19 protein-coding genes are annotated in these 23872 nt (G+C 69.0%); 4 read left to right on the top strand and 15 right to left on the bottom strand.

The features are described 5' to 3' along the window. Positions 1-989: YifB family Mg chelatase-like AAA ATPase (locus tag ABY44_RS10935; protein WP_431641190.1), on the top strand; the 989-nt coding region annotated here is incomplete at its 5' end. Positions 990-1321: 332 nt separating this feature from the next. On the opposite strand, the gene ABY44_RS10930 is transcribed toward ABY44_RS10935, so the two are convergent. Then, positions 1322-1894, bottom strand: a complete 573-nt coding sequence (locus ABY44_RS10930) for a hypothetical protein (protein ID WP_060171908.1) — start codon at positions 1892-1894, stop codon at positions 1322-1324. Between the two features lie 160 nt (positions 1895-2054). On the opposite strand from ABY44_RS10930, the gene ABY44_RS10925 reads away from it, so the two are divergent. Then, the gene (locus tag ABY44_RS10925; protein ID WP_027789046.1) at positions 2055-2591 is read left to right on the top strand and encodes a TlpA disulfide reductase family protein; all 537 of its coding nucleotides are present in this window, start codon (positions 2055-2057) and stop codon (positions 2589-2591) included. A 97-nt stretch (positions 2592-2688) separates the two neighbouring features. On the opposite strand, the gene ABY44_RS10920 is transcribed toward ABY44_RS10925, so the two are convergent. The 9 genes from ABY44_RS10920 to ABY44_RS10880 form a co-directional block, all read right to left on the bottom strand. Continuing rightward, a complete protein-coding gene (locus ABY44_RS10920) occupies positions 2689-4044 on the bottom strand; it encodes a sigma-54-dependent transcriptional regulator (RefSeq protein ID WP_027789045.1) in 1356 nt (451 codons plus the stop codon). A gap of 94 nt (positions 4045-4138) precedes the next feature. Continuing rightward, positions 4139-6148, bottom strand: coding sequence for a sensor histidine kinase (locus ABY44_RS10915; protein WP_060084162.1), 2010 nt, complete (start codon positions 6146-6148; stop codon positions 4139-4141). Positions 6149-6152: 4 nt separating this feature from the next. After that, entirely contained in the window at positions 6153-7442 is a 1290-nt protein-coding gene (locus tag ABY44_RS10910) for a dicarboxylate/amino acid:cation symporter (RefSeq protein WP_059489813.1), read from the bottom strand. Between the two features lie 355 nt (positions 7443-7797). Continuing rightward, positions 7798-9492: a cation acetate symporter gene (locus ABY44_RS10905; protein WP_059697014.1), complete on the bottom strand. Its 1695-nt coding sequence runs from the start codon at positions 9490-9492 to the stop codon at positions 7798-7800. An 11-nt stretch (positions 9493-9503) separates the two neighbouring features. Then, a complete protein-coding gene (locus ABY44_RS10900; protein WP_060171910.1) occupies positions 9504-9809 on the bottom strand; it encodes a DUF485 domain-containing protein in 306 nt (101 codons plus the stop codon). A gap of 239 nt (positions 9810-10048) precedes the next feature. Beyond that, complete coding sequence (locus ABY44_RS10895) at positions 10049-11254, bottom strand: CaiB/BaiF CoA transferase family protein (RefSeq protein ID WP_060171912.1); 1206 nt, start codon at positions 11252-11254, stop codon at positions 10049-10051. 30 nt (positions 11255-11284) lie between these two features. Further along, positions 11285-12421: an acyl-CoA dehydrogenase family protein gene (locus ABY44_RS10890; protein WP_060171914.1), complete on the bottom strand. Its 1137-nt coding sequence runs from the start codon at positions 12419-12421 to the stop codon at positions 11285-11287. A 14-nt stretch (positions 12422-12435) separates the two neighbouring features. Further along, positions 12436-13644 carry an acyl-CoA dehydrogenase family protein gene (locus ABY44_RS10885; RefSeq protein WP_027789037.1) on the bottom strand — a complete coding sequence of 403 codons (1209 nt, stop codon included), beginning with the start codon at positions 13642-13644 and terminating at the stop codon, positions 12436-12438. A 29-nt stretch (positions 13645-13673) separates the two neighbouring features. Then, the gene (locus tag ABY44_RS10880; protein ID WP_060171916.1) at positions 13674-15806 is read right to left on the bottom strand and encodes a 3-hydroxyacyl-CoA dehydrogenase NAD-binding domain-containing protein; all 2133 of its coding nucleotides are present in this window, start codon (positions 15804-15806) and stop codon (positions 13674-13676) included. A 250-nt stretch (positions 15807-16056) separates the two neighbouring features. Here ABY44_RS10880 and ABY44_RS10875 point away from each other — a divergent pair, with 250 nt between their 5' ends. Both ABY44_RS10875 and ggt read left to right on the top strand, forming a co-directional pair. Then, positions 16057-17019 carry a LysR family transcriptional regulator gene (locus tag ABY44_RS10875; protein WP_021157042.1) on the top strand — a complete coding sequence of 321 codons (963 nt, stop codon included), beginning with the start codon at positions 16057-16059 and terminating at the stop codon, positions 17017-17019. A 71-nt stretch (positions 17020-17090) separates the two neighbouring features. Then, on the top strand, positions 17091-18968 hold the full coding sequence (ggt, locus tag ABY44_RS10870; protein ID WP_060171918.1) for a gamma-glutamyltransferase: 1878 nt from the start codon (positions 17091-17093) through the stop codon (positions 18966-18968). 51 nt (positions 18969-19019) lie between these two features. Here the strand turns inward: ggt and ABY44_RS10865 are convergent, their stop codons facing one another. From ABY44_RS10865 to lipB, 5 genes are all read right to left on the bottom strand, one after another. After that, positions 19020-19985 (bottom strand): ABC transporter permease subunit, encoded by a 966-nt coding sequence (locus ABY44_RS10865; protein ID WP_060171920.1) that lies wholly within the window; start codon positions 19983-19985, stop codon positions 19020-19022. Continuing rightward, positions 19985-20782 (bottom strand): taurine ABC transporter ATP-binding protein, encoded by a 798-nt coding sequence (locus ABY44_RS10860; protein WP_048023884.1) that lies wholly within the window; start codon positions 20780-20782, stop codon positions 19985-19987. The genes ABY44_RS10865 and ABY44_RS10860 overlap by 1 nt, the downstream gene beginning before the upstream one ends. A gap of 38 nt (positions 20783-20820) precedes the next feature. Next, the gene (gene tauA, locus ABY44_RS10855) at positions 20821-21837 is read right to left on the bottom strand and encodes a taurine ABC transporter substrate-binding protein (RefSeq protein ID WP_027789032.1); all 1017 of its coding nucleotides are present in this window, start codon (positions 21835-21837) and stop codon (positions 20821-20823) included. Between the two features lie 251 nt (positions 21838-22088). Then, a complete protein-coding gene (lipA, locus tag ABY44_RS10850; protein ID WP_011886137.1) occupies positions 22089-23081 on the bottom strand; it encodes a lipoyl synthase in 993 nt (330 codons plus the stop codon). After that, positions 23074-23832, bottom strand: a complete 759-nt coding sequence (gene lipB, locus ABY44_RS10845) for a lipoyl(octanoyl) transferase LipB (RefSeq protein WP_060171922.1) — start codon at positions 23830-23832, stop codon at positions 23074-23076. The genes lipA and lipB overlap by 8 nt, the downstream gene beginning before the upstream one ends. Between the last annotated feature and the right edge of the window lie 40 nt (positions 23833-23872).

Here is a 23872-nt window from a genome sequence, read left to right as displayed (position 1 = left end):
CGGTCGCGGCGCCATGCCTCGACGGCCTGCCGGTGCCGGCCGCCCCCGATCTCGCCGACGTGGTCGGCCAGCGCGGTGCGCGCCGCGCACTGGAAGTCGCGGCCGCGGGCGGCCATCACATGCTGATGATCGGGCCGCCGGGCGCCGGCAAGTCGATGCTGGCCGCACGGCTGCCGGGCCTCCTGCCGCCGCTGACCGACGACGAGGCGCTGACGTCGGCGGCGCTCCTCTCCGCGAGCCGCCTCGGCTTTTCACCGGCACAGTGGCGCCGGCGGCCGTTCCGTGCCCCGCATCATTCGTCGAGCGCCGCCGCGCTGGTCGGCGGCCGCAACCCGCCGCAACCGGGCGAAATCACGCTCGCCCATCTCGGCGTGCTGTTTCTCGACGAACTCCCGGAATTCGACCGGCACGTGCTCGAAATGCTGCGCGAGCCGCTGGAAGCCGGCCGCATCACGATCTCGCGCGCGGCGCAGCAGGCCGACTTCCCGGCCGCATGCCAGCTGATCGCCGCGATGAATCCCTGCCCGTGCGGCTGGCACGGCGATCCGTCCGGCCGCTGCCGCTGCACGCCGGACGTCGCCGCGCGCTACCTGCGCAAGCTGTCAGGGCCGCTCGTCGATCGCATCGACATCCAGATCGACCTGCCCGCGCTGTCGCCGGCCGAACTCGCGTCGCGCGCGACGGCGCCCGGCGAGCCGAGTGCCGCGGTGGCCGCACGGGTCGCACACGCGCGTGCGCTGCAGCTCGACCGGCAGGGCAAGACGAATCACATGCTGAGCGGCCGCGAAACCGACGATCTCTGCCGGCCGACCGACGAAGGCGAGCGGCTGCTGCGCGAGGCCGGTGAACGTTTCGGCTGGTCGGCGCGCGCGTATTTCCGTGTGCTGAAGGTCGCGCGGACGATCGCCGACCTGGCCGGCGACCCGCTGCCGACGGCCGCGCAGATCGCCGAGGCGATCCGCTACCGGCGCGCGCTCACGGCGCTGTGAGCGTCCTCGGAGGACAAAATCCGGCTGTCAAGACTTGACTTATGCACAATTCCACGAATCCGGCCCCGGATCGGGGCTCGGCGGGACCTTTGCAGCACGGAATCCGTATCTCATTGTTTTGATTGATTTTTCACAAAACGCAAGCGAGCGACCAAATGGGCCGGAAGGCCGTCCCGCGCGGCTTGGCAGGAAATTCGGGAAACTTTTCAACAAAGTTATCCACATGCGCTGTGGATAGCCGAAAAAACCTCGCAAAATCCGGCGACTAGCGCCGAAAGTTGCGAACGAACTTTCAGTTGTCACGACGTGCCCCGGCGCCCTCGCCGAGGCCGTCAGTCGAGCTTGAACGACCCGAAAAACTGGTCGAGCTGCTCCTGGGCAAGCGGCCCGTCGGCAATCACGACGGCCTGGTACGCATGCCGGCCGCGCGCGACAAGCCGTGCGACGATCGTCTTGCGCGCGCGATCGCCCCCGGCAGCCGCGCCCGCGATGCGCAGCTCGAGCCCGTTCACCGCGCCGCCGGCCGCAAGCGGCACCGGCACCGCAGCCGTCTGCGGCGCGCCGTCGAGGTTGCGCGACAGCCCGGTGCGCAGGAACTCGAGCGCCGCGCGGCGCGTGTCGTCGCTGTCGTCCGGCAGCGTCAGCGTGCCGACCGCGAACACCGCGCCGTCCACGTGCGCGGCCTGCATCCGCATCGGCATCGACGCGCCGCCGATCGCCACCGGCTGCTGCTCGACGGTCGGCTTCGCCGGCAGGTCGACGGTGTAGCCGGCGTCGTTGTGCAGCGTGCGCCAGTCATACGACGGCGAGCACGCGGTCAGCGCGACGCTCATGCACGCGAGCGCGGCGAAGTGTCGCAGCGGATGAAAAAGGGGGCGCAACGAATCGGTGACTTCCTTCGGCATGGCGTGGAGCGGGCAGGCAAAACGGGCATTATCCGCCGAACGTGAATTCCGGGATGCGTGGCCGCCGTCGGTGCACATCCCGCATTCGCGCTAAAATGAGCGCCGAATTTCGATGTCCTTTGCTTCGATCCGCGTCATCGACCGACTCCGAGAGCACCAGATGAACACCACGCCTCCCGCCCGGCGCAGCGCCGGACCCGTCCGCTACATCGTCGCCGCCGCCGTCGTCGCGGCGATCGCCGTGGCCGGCTTCTTCGCGTTCAACGGCAAGTCCACCGTGCCGGACGCCACGTTCACGCTGCTGTCGGGCCAGAAGGTCTCGACCGCAGGCGACCTGAAAGGGAAGGTCTATCTCGTGAACTTCTGGGCGACGAGCTGCGCGACCTGCATGCAGGAAATGCCGCAGATGGTCGATACCTATAATCGCTTCAAGGGTCAGGGGCTGGAGTTCGTCGCCGTCGCGATGAACTACGATCCGCCGATGTACGTCGCGAACTACGCGCAAACGCGCCAGCTGCCGTTCAAGGTCGCGCTCGACGACGGCAGCGTCGCGAAGCAGTTCGGCAACGTGCAGCTCACGCCGACGACCTTCGTCGTCGACAAGGACGGCAAGATCCTGAAGCGCTACGTCGGCGCACCGCAGTTCGCGGAGCTCGACGCACTGCTCAAGAAGGCACTCGACAGCAACGCGGCCTGAGCGCCGCCCGATCCGGCTCGAAGGGCCGCGCGCCGCGCCCTCCTCCGCACGACGGACCGCACGACCGGGCAACCCGGTTCTGCGGTCCGTTCGCTTTTCAGCGCTCGGTTTCGCCTTTCGCCGACAGCCCGTAGCGTTTCATCTTCTCGTACAGCGTCGCCTTGCCGACATGCAGCCGGTCGGCCGTCGCGGCAACCGCGCCGCCCGTCTGGTTCAGCGCCTCGGCGATCACCGCACGCTCGAATTGCTCGATGCGCTCCTTCAGCGTCTGCTCGTTGTCGGCGTCGCCGCCGTTCGCGCCCGTCTCCTGCGGCATGTCGGCCACGCCGAGCACGAAGCGGTCGGCCGCGTTGCGCAGCTCGCGCACGTTGCCGGGCCAGTCGCGCTGCATCAGGCTCGCGCGCTGCCGGTCGGTCAGCACTGGCGCCGGCCGCGCGTAACGCACGGCCGCATCGAGCATGAAGTGCTCGAACAGCGGCACGATGTCCTCGCGGCGCTCGGCAAGCGGCGGCAGCGCGATCGTCACGACGTTGAGCCGGTACAGCAGGTCGCGCCGGAACGTGCCGGCCGCGACGAGCTCGCTCATGTCGCCCTTCGCGGCCGCGACGACGCGGCAGTTCACGCGGATCGGCTGGTTCGAGCCGAGCCGCTCCAGCACGCCGTCCTGCAGCACGCGCAGCAGCTTCACCTGCAGCGCGAGCGGCATGCTTTCGATTTCATCGAGGAACAAGGTGCCGCCGGATGCGTACTCGAGCTTGCCGACCCGGCGCTTCGCGGCGCCGGTGAACGCGCCGGGCTCGTAGCCGAACATCTCCGATTCGAACATCGGCTCGGGCAGCGCGCCGCAGTTCACCGCGATGAACGGCTTGTCGCGACGCGGCGACAGCTCGTGCAGGCTGCGCGCGATCAGCTCCTTGCCGGCACCCGTGTCGCCGTTGATCAGCACCGACGCGTCGGTCGGCGCGACGTTCGCGATCAGCTTGCGCACCTGCTCGATCGCGGGGCTGCGGCCGATGATGCGCGGCGCGACCACGTTCTGCCCGGCGAGCTCGCGCCGCAGCGCGTGGTTCTCGAGCACGAGCTCGCGCCGCTCGAGCGCACGGCGCACCGTCTCGATCAGGCGCTCGGCCGCGAACGGTTTTTCGATGAAGTCGTACGCGCCGTCGCGCATCGCCTGCACGGCCATCGAGATGTCGCCGTGCCCCGTGACGAGAATCACGGGCACGTCGGGCACGCGCTCGCGGCACTGCGCGAGCACGTCGAGCCCGCTCGCGCCGGGCAGCCGGATGTCGCTGACGATCGCGCCGGCGGTATCCGCGACGATCGCCTTCTCGGCTGCCTCGGCCGACTCGAAGCCGGCGACGTCGAACCCCGCCAGCTGAAGGCTCTGCACGCTTGCCCGGCGAACGAGCGCATCGTCTTCGATATAGATCACTTGCAGGCGGTTGGCCATCGTACTCACTTGCTCCTGACGGGCCGCGCGGCGGCAGCGCGCGCGGCGGCGTTGATACCGATCGTGCACCGATCGGGCGGGCGGCATGGCGCGCCTAGCGCGAGCCCGCCGGCTCGGACACGGAGTCCGGATGATGCGTGCGGGCGCGCCGCAGCGTCAAGACGAACAGCGCGCCGCCCGACGGCGCGTTGCGCGCGGTCAGCGCCCCGCCCGCGTCGCTCGCGATCGACGACGAGATCGCGAGCCCGAGTCCCAGCCCGCGCCCCATTTCCTTGGTCGTGAAGAACGGCTCGAACAGGCGCGGCAGCAGGTCGGGCGCAATGCCGCAGCCGTTGTCGCGCACCTCGATCGCGAGCGTCGCCGCCGACACCCCGATCGTCACCTCGATCGCCGGCGCCGCCACGCCTGCGACCGCGTCGAGCGCGTTGCCGAGCAGGTTGATCAGCACCTGTTCGAGGCGCAGGTCCTCGCAGCGCGCGACGAGCTCGGGATAGTCGCGCGCCAGGTCGAGCGGCGCATCGTGCGCGGGCGACACGGTCGCATCCTGCAACGTCAGCGTGAGCGCGACGCCGCGCAGGCGCTCGTCGAGCAACGACAGCACGCTGCGCAGCGCGCGCACGACCAGCGCCTGCTCGTTGCGCGGCTTCGCGCGGCCGACGAACAGCTTCAGCTGGTTCGTGATCTTGCCCATCCGCTCCGTGAGCGCGGCGATCGCCTCGAGGTTCTCGCGCGCGGCCGCCTGTTCGCCGCGATCGAGCAGCACACGCGTGTTGTCCGAGAAACTGCGCAGCGCCGCGAGCGGCTGGTTCAGTTCGTGCGTGATGCCGGCCGCCATCTGGCCAAGCGCGGCGAGCTTGCTCGCCTGGATCAGTTCGTCGTGCGCGGCGCGCAGTTCCTGTTCCGCGCGGATCCGGTCGCCGACCTCCTTCTGCAGTTGCTCGTTCGCTTCCGACAGGTCGGCCGTGCGCTCTTCGACGCGCCGGTTCAACTCCGCGTACGCCTGCTGCAGCAGCGCGCGGCCGCGAATCATTTCGCGCACGCGCGCGCGGCGCATCCGCCAGTAGAACGCGAGCAGCGCGACCGACACGAAGCCGAAGCCCGTGACGATCGTCGCGTTGCGCGCGTCGGCGTCGACGGGCGCGATCGGTGCCAGCGTGACGAGCAGCCAGTCGGGCTCGCCGATCCGGCGCTTGCTCGCGAGGTAGCGCGGCGCGCGCAGGCCCGCGCCGAGACGCACGATCTCCGCATCGGGGCCCAGCACCTGCTCGATGCGCAGCGGCAACGGCGTGACGGGCTGCTGCGCGTACTGGCGCGTCTCGTAGATCGACGCGGCAACGGGCCCCGTCAGCGGCCGCAGCGTGTGGTACTTCCAGGCGGGCACCGACGACAGGAACACGACGCCGTGGTCGTCCGCGACGACGAGCGGCTCGGACGCATCGGCGCCCTGGAACCATTCGAGGTTGAGCTTCACGACGACGACGCCCGCGATCCTGCCGTCGCGCCACACGGGCTGCGAGATGTAGTAGCCGGGATCGCGCGAGATCGTGCCGATCCCGAAGAAGCGGCCGACCTGGCCGTTCATCGCATCGAGGAAATACGGGCGGAAGCGGTATTCGATCCCGACGAAGCTGTCGGGTGCGCGCCAGTTGCTGGCGGCGACACACAGGCCGTCCGCGCCGATCACGTAGGTGACGGTCGCGTGCGCGTGTTCGTTGAGGTCTTCGAGATAGCGGTTGACGCGTGCGGTGTAGTCGGTGCGCTTCGGCTCGGCGAGCAGGTCCTGCACGTACGGATGGCTGCCGAGCAGATAAGGCAGCGATTCGTAGCGGTCGAGCGTGCTCTTGAGCGCGTTGGTGGTGCGGTCGACGCGCACCGCGGCGTTGCGCTGCAACTCTGCGACGCCGCGCCGCCAGGTGATCGTCCACGTCAGCGTGCACGCCGCGGCGAGCGCGGCGGCAAGCACGACGAGAATGAGCAGGCGGCGCGTCACGGTCGAGGCTTCCTGGCGATGCGGATCGCCTATTGTGTCATAGGCCTCCGCCTGCCCGCCCTGGCCGCCGCGGGCCGCACCGCCCGCGGGCGATGCCGCCGCCTGCTCCTTCATGACGTCAGACGCCGGCCGTCTCGGTCGGCGTGACCTCGCCGCCGCCCTTCAGCGCCTGGCGCAGCTTGTTGCGGTCGAGCTCCTTCTCCCATGCCGACACGACGACCGTCGCGACGCCGTTGCCGACGATGTTGGTCAGCGCGCGGCATTCGCTCATGAAGCGGTCGATGCCGAGGATCAGCACCATGCCCGACAGCGGGATCGTCGGCACGACGGCGAGCGTCGCGGCGAGCGTGATGAAGCCCGCGCCGGTGACGCCGCTCGCGCCCTTCGACGTCAGCATCGCGACCGCGAGTAGCGTGAGCTGCTGCATCCACGTCAGTTCGATGTTGGTCGCCTGCGCGATGAACAGCACGGCCATCGTCATGTAGATGTTGGTGCCGTCGAGGTTGAACGAATAGCCGGTCGGCACGACGAGGCCGACGACCGAACGCGAGCAGCCGGCCTTCTCGAGCTTTTCCATCAGCTGCGGCAGCGCGGCTTCCGACGAGCTCGTGCCGAGCACGATCAGCAGCTCTTCCTTGATGTAGGACACGAAGCGGATGATCGAGAAGCCCGTGACGCGGGCGATCGTGCCGAGCACGACGAGCACGAACACGACCGACGTCAGGTAGAACGTGCCGATCAGCTTGAGCAGCGGCACCAGCGAGCCGACGCCGTACTTGCCGATCGTGAACGCCATCGCGCCGAACGCGCCGATCGGTGCCAGCTTCGTGACGATGTGCACGATGCCGAACAGCACGCGCGTGAGCCCGTCGATGAAGTCGGTGACGACCTTGCCGCGCTCGCCGAGGTGCGCGAGCACGCTGCCGAACAGCAGTGCGATCAGCAGGATCTGCAGGATCTCGCCCTGCGCGAACGCATCGACCATCGTGTTCGGGATGATGTGCATCAGGAAGTCGACCGTCGACTGCCCGTGCGCCTTCGCCGCGTACGACGCGACGGCCTTGCCGTCGAGCGTCGCCGGATCGATGTTGAAGCCGACGCCCGGACGCAGGATGTGCGTGGCCGCGAGGCCGAGCACCAGCGCGAAGGTCGACACGATCTCGAAGTACAGGAGTGCCTTGCCGCCGACGCGGCCCACCTTCTTCATGTCCTCCATGCCGGCGATGCCGGTGACGACCGTACAGAAGATGATCGGGCCGATGACCATCTTGATCAGCTTGATGAAGCCGTCGCCGAGCGGCTTCATGTCGGTGGCGATCGACGGGTAGAAATGGCCGAGGATCACGCCGACGATGATGGCGAAGATCACCTGCACATAGAGCACTTTGTAGAAGGGTTTCTTCTTCACGATGGTTCCTGCTGAAGTAGATGAGCCGATGGAAACGGCGTCACGCGCGCGGACGAATGTCAGGGGAAACAAATCGCCCGCGCGGCTGCCGTGCCGCAACAAGCGATGCCTCAGGACGTCCGGAGGGGGAGGAAGGCAGTGGTCATCGATTGTCTCCTTGCTTGCTGTAGTAGTTCGGCCGGGGGGTTGGCCGTGCGCTTTATATCGCAAGGTCGATGCCAGGTTTCCGTAACCCCTCAAACCGTTGTTTTCATTGTATTTCTCATAATGCGGCAGGCAAGGAAATCCGGCTTTCCGGATTTCCGGAAAATATCCGTCCGGGGATTCGGACGGATTGGCGCATTCTTCCGATGAATCAGTGCTGCACGGCCTCGCCCGCCAGCACCCCCGTCTGCGCGTAAAACTCCTGCTGCGCGAACGCAGCGCGCTCGCGTCGCGCACGCTCGCCGCGATCCGCGAGCGAGCCGACGACGATCCCGACGAACGCGAGCGGCACCGACACGAGCGCGGGGTTGTCGAGGAACACCGCCGCGTGCGCGTGATGCAGCACGTCGACCCACACCGACTTCGACAGCACCGTGAGCGTGACCGCCGACACGAGGCCGAGGCCGCCGCCGAGCACCGCGCCGCGCGTCGTCATCCCGCGCCAGAAGATCGACATCGCGAGCACCGGGAAATTCGCGCTCGCGGCCACCGCCGCGACGAGGCCGACCATGAACGCGACGTTCACGTGCTCGAACAGGATCGACAGCCCGATCGCGACCGCCGACAACGCGATCGTCGCCGCGCGCGAGATGCGCATCTCGAGGCGCTCGTCGGGCTTGCCGCGCGCCCACATCTGCGCGTACAGGTCATGCGAGATCGTCGTCGCGCCGGCGAGCGTGAGGCCCGCGACCACCGCGAGGATCGTCGCGAACGTGACCGCCGCGATGAAGCCGTAGAACCAGTTCCCGCCGACCGCCTGCGCGAGCTTCACCGCGACCATGTTCGAGCCGCCGAGCAGGTCGTGCGTCAGGTTGAAGGAACCGTCGGCGCCCAGCTTGAAGAATTCCGGATGCTGCGCGAGCAGCACGATCGCCGAGAAGCCGATCACGAAGGTCAGCAGGTAGAAGTAGCCGATGAAGCCGGTCGCATAGAGCACCGACTTGCGCGCCTCCTTCGCGTTCGGCACCGTGAAGAAGCGCATCAGGATGTGCGGGAAGCCGGCCGTGCCGAACATCAGCGCGATGCCGAGCGACAGCGCGTTGGCCGGATCGCGGATCAGCTTGCCGGGGCCCATGATCGACAGCGCGCCCGGATGCACGGCCACCGCGCGGCGGAACATCTCGTCGACGCTGAAGCCGAATTCGGCGAGCGCGAGCAGGACGAGCAGCGTCGCGCCGCACAGCAGCAGCACGGCCTTGATCACCTGCACCCAGGTGGTCGCGGTCATCCCGCCGAAGAACACATAGACGACCATCAGCACGCCGACGATCAGCTCGGCCGTGCCGTACGACAGCCCGAACAGCAGCTGGATCAGCTTGCCCGCGCCGACCATCTGCACGACGAGGTACAGCACGACGATGGTCAGCGAATTCGCGGACGTCAGCAGCCGGATCGGCCGCTGTGCGAAGCGGTACGCAACGACGTCGACGAACGTGAACTTGCCGAGATTGCGCAGCGGTTCGGCAATCAGGAACATCACGAACGGCCAGCCGACGAGAAAGCCGATCGAGTAGATGAGCCCGTCGAAGCCGAACATGAACACCATCCCCGACAGCCCGAGGAACGACGCGGCCGACATATAGTCGCCCGCGATCGCGAGCCCGTTCTGCAGCCCGGTGATGCCGCCGCCGGCCGTGTAGAAGTCGCGCGTCGAGCGCGTGCGGCGCGCGGCCCAGCGCGTGAGCGCGAGCGTCGCGAACACGAACGCGAAGAACATCCCGATCGCGACCGGGTTCAGTTCGACCTTGTCGGGCATCGGGCCCGCGACCGATACCGCATGCGCGGCGGAGGACACGAGGGCCGCGGGAACGGCAAGCGCGCGGAGCGCGATCGAAGTACGTCGCATGTCGGCCTCCTTCACGAACGCTGCAGGAGCGCGTCGACGCGGCGGTCGAACGCACGGTTCGCGCGCAGCACGTAACACGCGGTCAGCCCGATCGCGACCAGGATGATCGCGACGCCCGCGGCGATCCCGACCGTCGTCGTCGCGCCGCGATACAGCGGCGCCGCGAGCACGTGCGGCGCGAGCGCGACGAACAGGATGAAGCCGTAGTACGTGGCGATCATCAGTGCCGTCAGCGTGAAGCTGAAACGGCGCCGTGCCCGCACGAGCTGCTGGTAGTCGCGGCGCGCCGTGACCGATTCGATGAAGGAAGGCTCCATGGTGTCTCCTGTCGACCCGAGTTAGCGCTTTAGCGCTTACTCTGGTCCCATGCTTCGCGGTCGACCCGAGTTAGCGCTTTAGCGCTTACTTGGGTCCCATGCTTCGCGGTCGACCTGAGTTGGCGCTTCAGCGCCTACTCAGGCCCCCGCAGGGCAAACCAACTCGTCATTGCGAGGGTGTTGTGTGGAATGGTCGGCGCGCGTCGACTCCCCCGCCCGCGCCGTGGCGGCAAATCGAACTACACGACGCGATCCGCACGCAGCCGCGCGACCTCGTCGGCCGACATCCCGAGCCAGCCGCCGAGCACGTCGTCCGTATCGGCGCCGAGCACCGGCGGCGCGCCGCGCACCGGCAGCCGCGCGCCGTCGAACCGGTACGGCGGCGCCAGCACGTCGACGCCGCCCGCGACCGGATGCGGCTGCCGCGTCACGAGCCCCGCGCTCGTCGCGCGTTCCGACGTCAGCGCTTCGTGCAGCCCGAGCACTTCGCCGCACGGAATGCCCGCGTCGGCCAGCGCCGCGAGCAATGTCGCGCGCGAACGGCGCGCGAGTTCGCGACGAATCTCGGGCAGCAGGTCGGCGCGGTTCTCCGAGCGGCCGAGGTTGGTCTTGTAGCGTTCGTCCGCGGCGAGGTCGGGCCGCTCGATCGCGTCGCAAAAGCGCGCGAACTGCGTGTTGTTGCCGACCGTGATCACGAGCGGGCCGTCGGCCGCGTCGAACACGCCGTACGGCACGATCGACGGATGCGCGTTGCCGTAGCGCGGCGGGTCCTCGCCCTTCAGCAGCGCGTCGAGCCCGTAGTACGCGGTGATCATCAGCCCGCAGTCGAACAGCGCCATCTCGATGCGCCGCCCGCGCCCCGTCGCATGACGTTCGTACAGCGCCGCGAGGATCGCCTGCGCCGAATACATGCCGGTGAACAGGTCGACCGCCGCGACGCCGAACTTCAGCGGCGGCTGGCCGGCTTCGCCGTTCAGCGCCATCAGCCCGGCCTCGCCCTGCACGACGAGGTCGTAGCCGGGCCGCGCAGCCTCGGCGCCCGAGCGGTCGTAGCCGGAGATCGCGCAGTGCACGAGGCGCGGGTTCAGTTCGGCCAGCGCGTCGTAGCCGAGCCCGAGTTTCTCCGCGCCGCCGAACTTGAAGTTGTGAAGCACCACGTCGGCCTGCGCGGCCAGCTCGCGCGCGAGCCGCCGCCCTTCCTCGGTCTGCAGGTCGAGACAGATCGAGCGCTTGCTGCGGTTCACGCTGTTGAAGTAGGTCGTTTCGGTGTCGCCGATCCTCAAGCCCCAGTCGCGCGTGTCGTCGCCGCGCGCCGGATGCTCGACCTTGATCACTTCCGCGCCGAAATCGGCGAGCACCATCGCGCACCACGGACCCGCGAGCACGCGCGAGAAGTCGAGCACTTTCACGCCGGCCAGCGGCAAAACGCGCGATTCGTTCGTCATCCTTGTCTCCTCCATTCGCGTCGTTCGTCTTTACTGTTTCGACAGCGCGATGTAGCGCGCGAGATGGTGATCCTCGTCGCCGAGCTGGTGATCGATCATCACGAGGCGCTTCGCGTAGTGCGACAGCGGCAGCTCCCATGTCATCCCGATCCCGCCGTGCAACTGGATGCTCTCCTCCGCGACGAGCGTGCCGATCCGCCCGATGCTGAATTTCGCCGCGGCCAGCGCGCGTTCGCGCACCACGCGCGGCGCATCGAGCTGCGCGGCCGCGTTGATCACGGCCGAACGCGCCTGCTCGACTTCGAGCAGCAGGTCGGCCATCCGGTGCTGTAGCGCCTGGAAACTGCCGATCGGCAAACCGAACTGATTGCGCGTGCGCAGGTACTCGAGCGTGTGCTCCTTCGCGACGTCCATCGCGCCGAGCGCTTCCGCCGACAGCGCGAGCAGTCCGTAGCCGAGCACGCGTTCGAGCAACTCGGCGCCCGCTTCGCCGTCGTGCGCGCCGAGCGCCGCATCGGCCGGCAGCACGACGCGCTCGAAGCGCACTTCGGCCGCGCGGCCGCCGTCGATCTTCCGGTAGTCGCGCAGCGACACGCCCGGTGCGTCGGCCGGCACGACGAACAGGCCGATGCCGGCCGCGTCGTCGTCCTGCCCGGACACGCGCGCGCTGACGACGAAGAACGCCGCCTGCGCGGCCTGGTCGACGACGCCCTTCGCGCCCGTGAGCACCCAGCCGTCGCCCGAGCGTTCGGCGCGCGTGCGCACGGTCGTCAGTTCGTAGTGCGAGCCCGGCTCGTCGTGCGCGAACGCGGCGCTCGCGCTGCCGTCGATCAGCGCGGCGAGCCGCTCGCGATGCGCGTCGCCGCCGGCGAGCGACAGCGCACGGCCCGCGAGCAGCGCGCCGAGGAACGGCTCGACGACGAGCCCGCGCCCGAGGCATTCGAACACCACGGCGATGTCGAAGCCCGCGCCGCCGAAACCGCCGTCGGCTTCCGCGAACAGCGCGCCGACCGTGCCGAGTTCCGCAAAGCGCTGCCACATCGCGCGATCGAAGCCCTCGGCCGACTGCGCGATGCGATCGCGCACCGGGAACGCATACTGTTCGGCGATGAAGCGGTTCAACGTGTCCGCCAGCATCCGGCGGTCTTCTGTGTGCTGGAAATCCATCGTCGCGCTCCTCGTTACAGCCCGAGCATCATCTTCGCGATGATGTTCTTCTGGATCTCGTTCGAGCCGCCGAAGATCGACAGCTTCCGGTTGTTGAAATACTGCTGCGCGGCGCTCGCCGCTTCGTCCGGGCCGACCGGCTCGCCGTCGTAGTCGGCATCGAGCGCCTCCTCGACGAACGGCTGCGCGTACGGCCCCATCGCGCGCCGCATCAGCGCGGTGATCTCCTGGCGGATCTGCGTGCCGCGAATCTTCAGCATCGAGCTTTCCGCGCCCGGCACCCCGCCGCCCGCGACCGCAGCCAGCACGCGCAGGTTGGTCGTGCGCATGTTCTCGAGTTCGATCTCGACGCGCGCGATGCGCGCCGCGAAGAACGGGTCGTCGGCGAGCGGCCGGCCGTTCTTCGTGACCTTCGCTGCAACCGCGCGCAGCCGGTCGAGCGCGGCCGTCGAGAAGCCGATCCCGGCGATGTTGGTGCGCTCGTACGTGAGCAGGTATTTCGCGTAGGTCCAGCCGCGGTTCTCTTCGCCGACGAGGTTCTCCGCCGGCACGCGCACGTCGGTGAAGAACACCTCGTTCACCTCGTGCTCGCCGTCGAGCGTGATGATCGGGCGGACCTCGACGCCCGGCGTGTTCATGTCGATCAGCAGGAAGCTGATGCCCTCCTGCTTGCGCACGTCGGTCGCGGTGCGCACGAGGCAGAAGATCATGTTCGCGTAGTGGCCGAGCGTGGTCCACGTCTTCTGGCCGTTCACGATGTAGTGCTCGCCCTGCGCGTCGAGCCCGCGCACCGCGCTCGTCTTCACCGACGCGAGATCGGAGCCGGCGCCCGGCTCCGAATAGCCCTGGCACCACCAGTCGGTGCCGTCGAGAATGCGCGGCAGCCAGCGGCGCTTCTGCGCTTCGTCGCCGTACTTGATCAGCACGGGGCCGAGCATGTTCACGCCGAACGGCACGATGCGCGGCGCACCCGCGAGCGCGCATTCGTTGTCGAACAGGAACTTCTGCGCGACGCTCCAGCCGGGGCCGCCGTACTCGCGCGGCCAGTGGCTCGCGAGCCAGCCGCGCGCGTTGAGTATCGCGTGCCATTCGCGCATGTCGTCGCGCGTGAGATGCAGGCCGCCCTTCACCTTGCGCGCGATGCGCTCGGGCAGTTCGGCTTGCAGGAAGCGCTGCACTTCCGTGCGGAAGGCTTCCTCTTCGGGAGTGAAATTGAGGTCCATCGTCAGTCCGTGGCGAATGCGGTTGGCGTTCAGTCGAGGCGGTTCAGGCTCGCGAAATCCGCGCCGCGCGCGACGAGATCGACGAGCAGCGGCGACGGCTTCCAGAACAGCGGATCTTCCTTCGCGAACGCGCGGATATCGGCGAGCACGTTCGCGAGGCCGACCGTGTCGGCGTAATGCATCGGGCCGCCGCGATAACGCGGGAAGCCGTAGCCATACAGGAACACCGCGTCGACGTCGAGCGGGCGCAGCGCGATCTTCTCGTGCACGACGTTCGCGCCTTCGTTGATCATCGCCGCGAGGTAGCGGCGCATGATCTCGTCGTGGGTAAACGTGCGCGGCGCGATGCCCTTCTTCGCGCGCTCTTGCGCGACGATCGCCTCGACTTCCGGATCCGGCGTGCCGACGCGCGCGCCGTCCGGATACAGGTAGTAGCCGCGCGCCGTCTTCTGCCCGAACCAGCCGCGCTCGCACAGCCGGTCGGAAATCTCCACGTAGCGCGCGCGCGGGTCGCGCGTCGCCGCGCGGCGCTTGCGGGTCGCCCAGCCGATGTCGCCGCCGGCGAGGTCGACGACCTGGAACGGCCCCATCGGGAAGCCGAATTCGCGCACCGCGCGGTCGATCTGGTACGGTGACGCGCCGTCTTCCATCAGGTAGTCGGCCGCCGTGCGATAGACGGCGAGGATCCGGTTGCCGATGAAGCCGTCGCACACGCCGGCGCGCACCGGCGTCTTCTTCAACTGCTTCGCGAGCGCGAACGCGGTCGCGACCACTTCGGCGCTCACGCGCGCCGGCACGACGATCTCGAGCAGCTTCATCACGTTGGCCGGCGAGAAGAAATGCAGGCCGATCACGTCGGCCGGCCGGTCGATGCTCGCGGCGATCTCGTCGATGTCGAGATACGACGTGTTGGTCGCGAGCACCGCACCCGGCTTGCACGCGCGCGCGAGTTCGGCGAACACGGCCTTTTTCACGGCCATGTCCTCGAACACGGCCTCGATCACGACGTCGGCCTGGGCGAGCGCGTCGTACGACGTGCTGCCCTTGAAACGCGCGAGCCGCGCGGCGTGCGCGGCCGGCGTCATCCGCCCTTTCGCGACGAGGCCGTCGTACACCTTCTCGACGTGCGCGCGGCCGCGCGCGAGCGACGCTTCGTCGCGTTCGATCATCGTCACCGGCAGCCCGGCATCGAGCGCCGCGACCGCGATGCCCGCGCCCATCGTGCCGCCGCCGACCACGCCGATCCGCTCGACCGGCCGCGCGCTCGCGCGACGTGCCTCGGGCACCTTTGCCGCTTCACGCTCCGCGAAGAAGGCATGCACGAGGCCCGCGCGCTGCGGGCTGTCGATGCACTGCAGGAACAGGCTGCGTTCGAGCTTCATCCCCGCGTCGAACGACTGCGTGAGCGCGGCCTCGACCGCGTCGACGATCTTCGCAGGCGAGAAAAGGCCGCGCGACTTCTTCGGCAGATCGGCCCGTGCCGCGTCGATCGCGGCCTGCGCGGCCGCGCGGTCGGCCAGCCCCTGCGCGTCGCGCGTGCGGCGCACCGGTGCGCCGAGCGACACGAGTTCCTGCGCGTAAGCGAGGCCTTCGGCGAGCGTGTCGTCGCTGTGTGCGACGCGGTCGACGAGGCCGAGCGCGAGCGCTTCGTCCGCGCTCGCGTGGCGGCCCGTCAGCATCAGGTCGAGCGCGGCCTTCGCGCCGATCAGGCGCGGCGCGCGCTGCGTGCCGCCCGCGCCGGGCAGCAGGCCGAGCGTGACTTCGGGCAGCCCGAGCTTCGCGCCGGGCACCGCGAGCCGGTAATGCGCGGCGAGCGCGACTTCGAGGCCGCCGCCGAGCGTCGCGCCGTGCAGCGCGACCACGACCGGCTTCGCGCTGGACTCGATCCGCTCGCACACGTCGGGCAGCGACGGCGGCACGGGCGGCTTGCCGAATTCGCGGATATCGGCGCCCGCGATGAAGTTGCGGCCGGCGCCGACGATCAGCACCGCACGGATCGCGTCGTCGGCCTGCGCGGCGTCGAGCGCGTCGGCGAGGCCGCGCCGCACGTCGGCGGACAGCGCGTTGACGGGCGCATGGTCGATCGTGACGACGAGCACCTTGTCGCGCCGCTCGCGCGTGACGGTGCCGGCCGAGCCGGTGGGGGAAGCGGGTGAGTTCATCGTGTCTCCTTGACGCGGCGGCAGGCGCGTCGACGCCGGTTCGTGGCTCGCGGCCAAGCGAGCGGCGCCGGGGCGCCTGCCCCGGTCCCGCACGGAGCGGGACAAGATCCGGCCGTACGCCGGGCATGACCCGATTCTCGATTGATCGAGATTCATTGACAATTCCCTCCCGCTTTTACAAGCTGTCAAGTCTGACTTGACACTGAATGCTTTCCGACCGTTAAACGGGACGGATCAGGAGACGCGACGCATGGACCTGAACGCGCTGACGCTGCTCGTCGAGATCCTCGACGCCGGCAATCTCAGCAAGGCCGCGCAGCGGCTCAAGATGAGCCGCGCGAACGTCAGCTACCGGCTGAACCAGCTCGAGCGCTCGATCGGCCAGCAGCTCGTGCGGCGCACGACGCGGCGCATCGAGCCGACCGAAATCGGGCTGAAGCTGTACGAGCACGGGCGGCGCATCCGCAACGAACTGCTCGCCGCGCAGGAATCGGTGACGACGCTCGGCCAGGACCTGCAGGGCCGCGTGCGGCTGTCGGTGCCGAGCGGCTACGGGCAGATGGTGATGTCCGACTGGCTGCTCGCGTTCAAGCGGCTGCATCCGGGCATCGTGCTCGACGTCGTGTTCGAGAACCGCGTGGAAGACCTGATGCGCGACGAAATCGACATCGCGGTGCGCGTGATGCCCGAGCCGCCGCAGAACCTCGTCGCGCGCGACATGGGCGCGGTGCGCTACGTCGCGTGCGCATCGGCCGCGTTCGCGGCCGAGCACGGGATGCCGGCGAGCCTCGGCGCGTTGTCGGCCTCCCCCGTCGTCACCGCGACGGTGATGGGCCGGCAGCTCAGGATCGCCGCGTATCTCGGCGACGAGCGCCACGAGGTGCTGCTCGAGCCCACGCTGATTTCGGAGAACTTCCTGTTCCTGCGGCAGGCGATCCTCGGCGGGATCGGCGTCGGCATCGTGCCCGACTACGTGGTGCAGGACGACATCCGGCGCGGCACGGTCGTCACGTCGCTCGACGCGTACCGGCTCAGCATCTTCGGCACGCACATGTACATGCTCTACATGCCGAACCGGCACCACACGCGCGCGACGTCGACGTTCATAGAGTTCATCCTCGAACAGGCCGGAAAGACCGGCCGGGGCGGGCCCGGCGCGATGCGTCAGGGTTTCCTGTCGGGTGACAACCCGCCGGCCGCGCGGCGACAATAGCGCGCCGGGGCGGGCAGCCGCGTTGCGCCGGCATCGTCGCCTCCTTCGAATTCACTGCTGCCGAGGGTTCAATGTTCGACCGGATTCGTCCGCATTCGCGCTCCTGGACGCTGCTCGCCGCCGTCGCGCTCGTCGCGTTCAACGCCGGCTGCACGTCCCCGTCCACGCCGCCGTCGGGCGCGGTGGTGCCCGTCGCCGCCGCATCGGGCGCCGCCGTGCCGCTGCCCGGCGTCCATGCGCCCGAGCTGTCGTCCGGCTGGACCGACAAGCCGGGCTGGACCTCGCAGCACTTCATGATCGCGGCCGCGAATCCGCTCGCGACGCAGGCCGGCTACGACATGCTGAAGGCGGGCGGCACCGCGATCGACGCGGCGATCGCCACGCAGATGGTGCTCGCGCTCGTCGAGCCGCAATCGTCGGGGATCGGCGGCGGTGCGTTCCTGCTGTACTTCGACGGCAAGGCGACGCAGGCCTACGACGGCCGCGAGACCGCGCCGGCCGCCGCGACCGACCGCCTGTTCTACGGGCCGACCGGCCAGCCGATGAGCTTCTACGAAGGTGTCGTCGGCGGGCGCTCGGTCGGCACGCCGGGCGTGCTGCGCATGCTCGACGCCGCGCACCGTGCGCACGGCAAGCTGCCGTGGCGCCGGCTGTTCCAGCCCGCGATCCGGCTCGCCGAGCGCGGCTTCACGATCAGCCCGCGGCTCGCGACGCTGATCGCCAACGACAAGTACCTGAAGAACGACCCGGCCGCGCGCGCGTACTTCTACAGCCCGGACGGCACGCCCAAGGCGGCCGGCACGGTGCTGAAGAACCCCGCGCTCGCGACCGTGCTGCGGCAAGTCGCCGACCGCGGCGCGAACGCGTTCTACAGCGGCGCGATCGCGCGCGACATCGTCACGAAGGTGCGCAGGCACCCGACCAACCCGGGCCTGCTGTCGCTCCAGGATCTCGCGCGCTACAAGGCGAAGGTGCGCGCGCCGCTGTGCGCGGATTACCGGCGCTCGGTGGTGTGCGGGATGCCGCCGCCGTCGTCGGGCGGCCTCGCGATCGCGCAGATGCTCGGCATCCTCGAAGCGATGCCCGACTGGCAGCAGATCGGCGCGCAGAAGCCGGTGCGCAACGACGTCGGCTACGAGCCGACGCCGTTCGCCGCGCACCTGTTCAGCGAAGCCGGGCGGCTCGCATATGCGGACCGCGCGCGTTATGTCGCCGATCCCGATTTCGTGCCTCTGCCGGGCGGCAGCTGGGCGAGCCTCACCGACAAGACCTATCTCGCGCAGCGCGCGCACCTGATCGGCGACAGCAGCATGGGCGTCGCGCAGGCCGGCACGCCGCAGGGCGCGACGCTCGCGATGGCCGACGACCGCAGCCCCGAGTTGCCGTCGACGTCCGACATCGCGATCGTCGACCGCTACGGCCAGGCGCTGTCGATGACGACGAGCATCGAGGATGCGTTCGGATCGCGGCTGATGGTGCGCGGCTTCATGCTGAACAACCAGCTCACCGATTTCTCGTTCGTGTCGAACGACAACGGCCGGCCGGTCGCGAACCGCGTGCAGCCCGGCAAGCGGCCGCGCTCGGCGATGTCGCCGGAGCTCGTGTTCGACAAGAAGACGAAGCAGGTGACGATGATCGTCGGCTCGGCCGGCGGCCCCGCGATCATCAATCACGTCGCGAAGACGCTGGTCGGCGTGCTCGACTGGGGGATGACGATGCAGCAGGCGATCGCGCTGCCGAACTTCGGGTCGATGAACGGGCCGACGCAACTCGAGCGCGGCCGCGTGTCCGATGCGCTCGCCGACGGGCTGAAGGGCCGCGGGCACGACGTGCGGGGGGTCGAGATGAACTCGGGGCTGCAGGGAATCCAGCGGCTGAACGTGCAGGGGCAGACGGTATGGTTCGGCGGGGCGGATCCGCGGCGGGAAGGGATCGCGATGGGAGAGTGAGGGTGGCGGGCCGTGGCGGCACGCGGACGTCGTCCGCGCGCCTGCGTGGCATCAGCCCCTTCCCTTCCACGGCACGATCCGCCGCTCGACCCACCGCATCGCGAGGTCGAACAGCCAAGCGATCGCGCCGATGATCAGGATGCCCATCACGACGATATCGGTGCGCAGGAAGCTCGATGCGTTGAGCACCATCTGCCCGAGCCCGGCTGTCGCGGCGACCATCTCGGCCGCGACGAGCGTTGTCCAGCCGAAGCCGATCGCGATCCGCAGCCCGGTGAGGATCTCCGGCAGCGCGGCCGGCAGCACCACGTGGCGCACGATCTGCGCGAAGCTGCCGCCGAGCGAATACGCGGCATTGATCTGCTCGACCGTCGCCGCGCGCACGCCGGCGCGGGCCGCCATCGCGATCGGCGCGAAGCACGCGAGGAAGATCACGACGAGCTTCGCCGTTTCGTCGATGCCGAACCAGATCACGACGAGCGGCAGGTACGCGAGCGGCGGCAGCGGCCGGTAGAACTCCAGCAGCGGATCGAGCACGCCGCGCGCGATGCGGCTCACGCCCATCAGGATGCCGGCCGGCACGCCGATCGCGGTCGCGAGCAGGAACGCGCCGAATACGCGCGCGGCGCTCCACAGCAAATGCTCGGACAACGGCAGGCCGCCCTGGATGCGGCCGTGCCATGCGTCGACGAATGCCGTCCACACGGCTTCCGGCGCGGGCAGGAACAGCGGCGGCAGCCACTGGCGATGGGTGGCGACCCACCACAGCAGTGCCAGTGCCGCGACCGTCGCCGCGCTCAGTCCGGCCGTCTTCCCCTGCCCCGGCAGCCGGTAGCGCTGCGATGCGCGGGCCGGACGCGCCGCGTGACGCCGTTGCGTCGCGCGTTGATCCTGCCCGGGCTCCGCGGCCGTGCGATCGGCCGCCCAAGAATCCTGCGTGCTCATGCTGTCCTGCCTGTGCAAGGTGCTGATCCGACCGCGTCCGACCGACGCGCCCTGTCGCGCGAGTTCGTGCATCACGCCGCCGCCTCGGCGGCCTCGTCGCGATGCAGGTACGCGATCAGCCGTTCGCGCCATGCGATGAAATCCGGTGAAGACTTCACCGCGCGCGCATCGCGCGATTCGACGTAGCGGCGCGCGAACGGCAGTTCGAAGGTTTCCGCGATCCGGCCGGGGCCGGGCGTCATCACGACGAGGCGCGTCGCGAGAAACAGCGCCTCCTCGACATCGTGCGTAATGAAGAACACCGTCTTGCCGGTGCGTGCCCATACGTCGAGCACGAGCGCCTGCATCGTGCCGCGCGTCATCGCGTCGAGCGCGCCCATCGGCTCGTCCATCAGCAGCACGCGCGGGTCGCTCGCGAGCGCGCGCGCGATGCCGACGCGCTGCTGCATCCCGCCCGACAGCTCGTACACGCGCGCATGCGCATGCCTGTCGAGCCCGACGAGCGCGAGCATTTCCCGCGCCCGCGCTTCGCGTTCGGCCTTCGACACGCGTGCGAAGCGCAGCCCGAGCGCGACGTTGTCGAGCACGTCGAGCCACGGCAGCAGCGCGTATTTCTGGAACACGACACCGCGATCGGCGCCGGGGCCCGTGACCGGCACGCCGTCGACGCGCACGTCGCCCGTCGTCGGCGCGACGAAGCCGGCCATGCAGTTCAGCAGCGTTGTCTTGCCGCAGCCGGACGCGCCGAGCGCGACGACGAATTCACCGGCCTCGATGCGCAGGTCGACGCGCGCGAGCGCCTGCGTCGTCGGCCGGCCGCGTTCGCCCGGATAGTCGACCGATACCTGACGGACTTCCAGCGTGCTCATGTTCGGGACTCCGCGACGGGTGGGCTGAGTGGCCGCGCTCAGCGCGCCGCCTTCTGCACGAACTGCGGATCGACGCCGGCCGAGTAGTCGGCGAGCACCGTCTGGATCGTGCCCTGCGATTTGAGGAACGTGGCCGTGGCCGCGAGCGATTTCGCGGCGCCCGATTGCGCACCGCCGCCGAGCCACGTCGGCGACGCCTGCTCGGCCGGCGTCGGGAACGCGTAGAGCGCGAGGCTGGCCGGTACGTCCTGCGCGTTCGCGCCCGACACCTTTGCGACCGCCGCGACCTGCGGCGAGCCGACCTTCCACGCGGCAGCGTGCGCGCGATAGTCGGCATCGGCGGCCGCGAGCACCTTCACGAAGCGCGTGACGAACTCGGGGTTCTCGCGCGCGAACTTGCGGCTCACGACGAAGCCGTCGAAGGTCGCCTTGCCGCTTTCCTTCGCAACCTGGCCCGACGTCGTGAGCACCGTGCCCGACTGCTTGACCTTCGCGAGCACCGGATCCCAGATGTAGGTCGCGTCGATGTCGCCGCGCGCCCACGCAGCCGCGACTTCGGGCGGACGCAGGTTGACGATCTTCACGTCGTTCGGATTGACGCCCGCGGCCTGCAGCGCGACGAGCGTATGGAAATGCGACGTCGACACGAACGGCACGCCGATCTTCTTGCCTTTCAGCGCGGCGATGTTGGTGACGCCCGAGCCGTTGCGCGCGACGAGCGCCTCGGCGTCGTTGATGTTGTCGAGCACCCAGAACAGTGAGATGTCGAGCCCCTGCGACAGCCCGGCCGCGATCGGGCTCGAGCCGGCTTCGCCGAGCTGCACGGAGCCCGATGCGAGCGCACGGATCACGTCGGCGCCGCTGTCGAGCTTGCGGAATGTGACCTTGTAGCCGGTCGCCTTTTCGACTTCACCGCTCGCCTGCGCATAGCGCCACGGCACGACCATGTCCTGGTACGCGATCACGACTTCGCGCGATTCGGCGTGCGCCGCGCCCAGCGCGGCAAAGGCGGTCAGCGCGACGACGGCGCGGCGGATGAAGCTGAAACGGGACATGCGGCTCTCCTTCGAATGCGGGCATTGCTGCGGGAGAGCCGACTATAGGAGCTTTGCGCGCGGCGGGAGCGAACTTATCCTGCGAAGCTATCGATGCTGTTTCAGCTTTGCTTTCCATGCTCGACCGGATTGCGTGTCCGGTCGGGTGGCGATTGCCGTGCGAATGCGCGGGCGGCGGCCGCACCAACGAAAAAGCCCGCATCGCTGCGGGCTTTTTTCGGGTTCGTCAGAGGTCGACGAAGCAAGGGGGCTCAGACCACCCCTGCCCCATGCGCCTGCAGGTCGGCGTGATAGCTCGACCGCACCATCGCGCCGACGGCCGCGTGCGTGAAGCCCATCTTGTACGCCTCTTCCTCGTACATCTTGAACGTATCGGGATGCACGTACGCGCGCACCGGCAGGTGGTGCTCCGACGGCTGCAGGTACTGGCCGATCGTCAGCATGTCGACGTCGTGCGCGCGCAGGTCGCGCATCACCTGCAGGATTTCCTCTTCGGTCTCGCCGAGGCCGACCATCAGGCCCGACTTCGTCGCGACGTCCGGATGCAGCGCCTTGAAGTCCTTCAGGAGCTTCAGCGAGTGCGCGTAGTCCGAACCCGGGCGCGCTTCCTTGTACAGGCGCGGCACCGTTTCGAGGTTGTGGTTCATCACGTCCGGCGGCGCGGCGTTCAGGATCGAGATCGCGCGGTCGAGACGGCCGCGGAAGTCCGGCGTCAGGATCTCGATGCGCGTGTCCGGCGACTGCGCGCGCGTTTCGCGGATGCACTCGACGAAGTGGGCGGCGCCGCCGTCGCGCAGGTCGTCCCGGTCGACGCTCGTGATCACCACGTACTTGAGCTTCAGCGCGGCGATCGTGCGCGCGAGGTTCTTCGGTTCATCCGCGTCGAGCGGATCGGGACGGCCGTGGCCGACGTCGCAGAACGGGCAGCGGCGCGTGCACTTGTCGCCCATGATCATGAACGTCGCGGTGCCCTTGCCGAAGCATTCGCCGATGTTCGGGCAGCTCGCTTCCTCGCACACCGTATGCAGGTTGTGCTCGCGCAGGATCGTCTTGATCTCGTTGAAGCGCGAGCTGCCGGTGGCCGCCTTCACGCGGATCCACTCGGGCTTCTTCAGCTTTTCGATCGGAATGACCTTGATCGGGATGCGCGCCGTCTTCGCCTGCGCCTTCTGCTTGGCGGTCGGATCGTAGGCAGGGGTCGCGGCCGGATCGGCCGGTGCGGGGGAAGCGGTAACGTCAGTCATTCGAATGTTGTTCCAGTGCCTGCGGCTTGTCGGCGGCCGCGGATGCGCCGTCGAGGTTGGCGATCAGACGGCGCACCAGCGTATGGGCGACGTCGTTCCAGTCGGCGGCAACCTCGAGGCTCGCCATGTCGACAGTTTCCAGTCCGGCATAGCCGCACGGGTTGATCGCAAGAAACGGGCGCAGATCCATCTTCACGTTCAGGCTCAGCCCGTGATAGCTGCAGCCGTTGCGGATCTTCAGGCCGAGCGCGGCGATTTTCGCGCCCTCGTGCATGCCGGACGCCACGTAGATCCCGGGCGCGCCCGCCTTGCGGACCGAAGCGAGATTATACGCCGCGAGGGTTTCGATCACGGCCTCCTCGATCTTCGTCACGAGCGTACGCACCATCAGCTTGCGCCGGCGCAGGTCCAGCAACAGGTAGGCGACGATCTGGCCGGGGCCGTGGTAGGTGATCTGCCCGCCGCGGTCGACCTTCACGAGCGGCACGCCGCTGTCGGCCACCAGCAGGTGGGCCGGGTCGCCGGCCTGGCCGAGCGTGTAGACGGGCGGATGCTCGACCAGCCAGATCTCGTCGCCGGTGTCGGCCGTGCGCGTGTCGGTGAACGCGCGCATCGCGTCGAAGCTCGTCTCGTAAGTCTCGACGCCCCGCCACCGCACGGTGACCGGCGGGGCCGGCTGATCCGGGGACCCGGCGGGCGATGCGGAAACGGCAACAGGCGTGGACACGATGGAAACCGGCGAAACGGACATGGGCGGTAGTTTACCGAAAACCCGTCGGTCTCGCCGGCCT

This window comes from Burkholderia sp. ZZQ-2, from assembly GCF_050768715.1.
Lineage (GTDB): Bacteria > Pseudomonadota > Gammaproteobacteria > Burkholderiales > Burkholderiaceae > Burkholderia > Burkholderia cepacia.
This window is presented reverse-complemented; position numbering and strand designations above follow the sequence as displayed.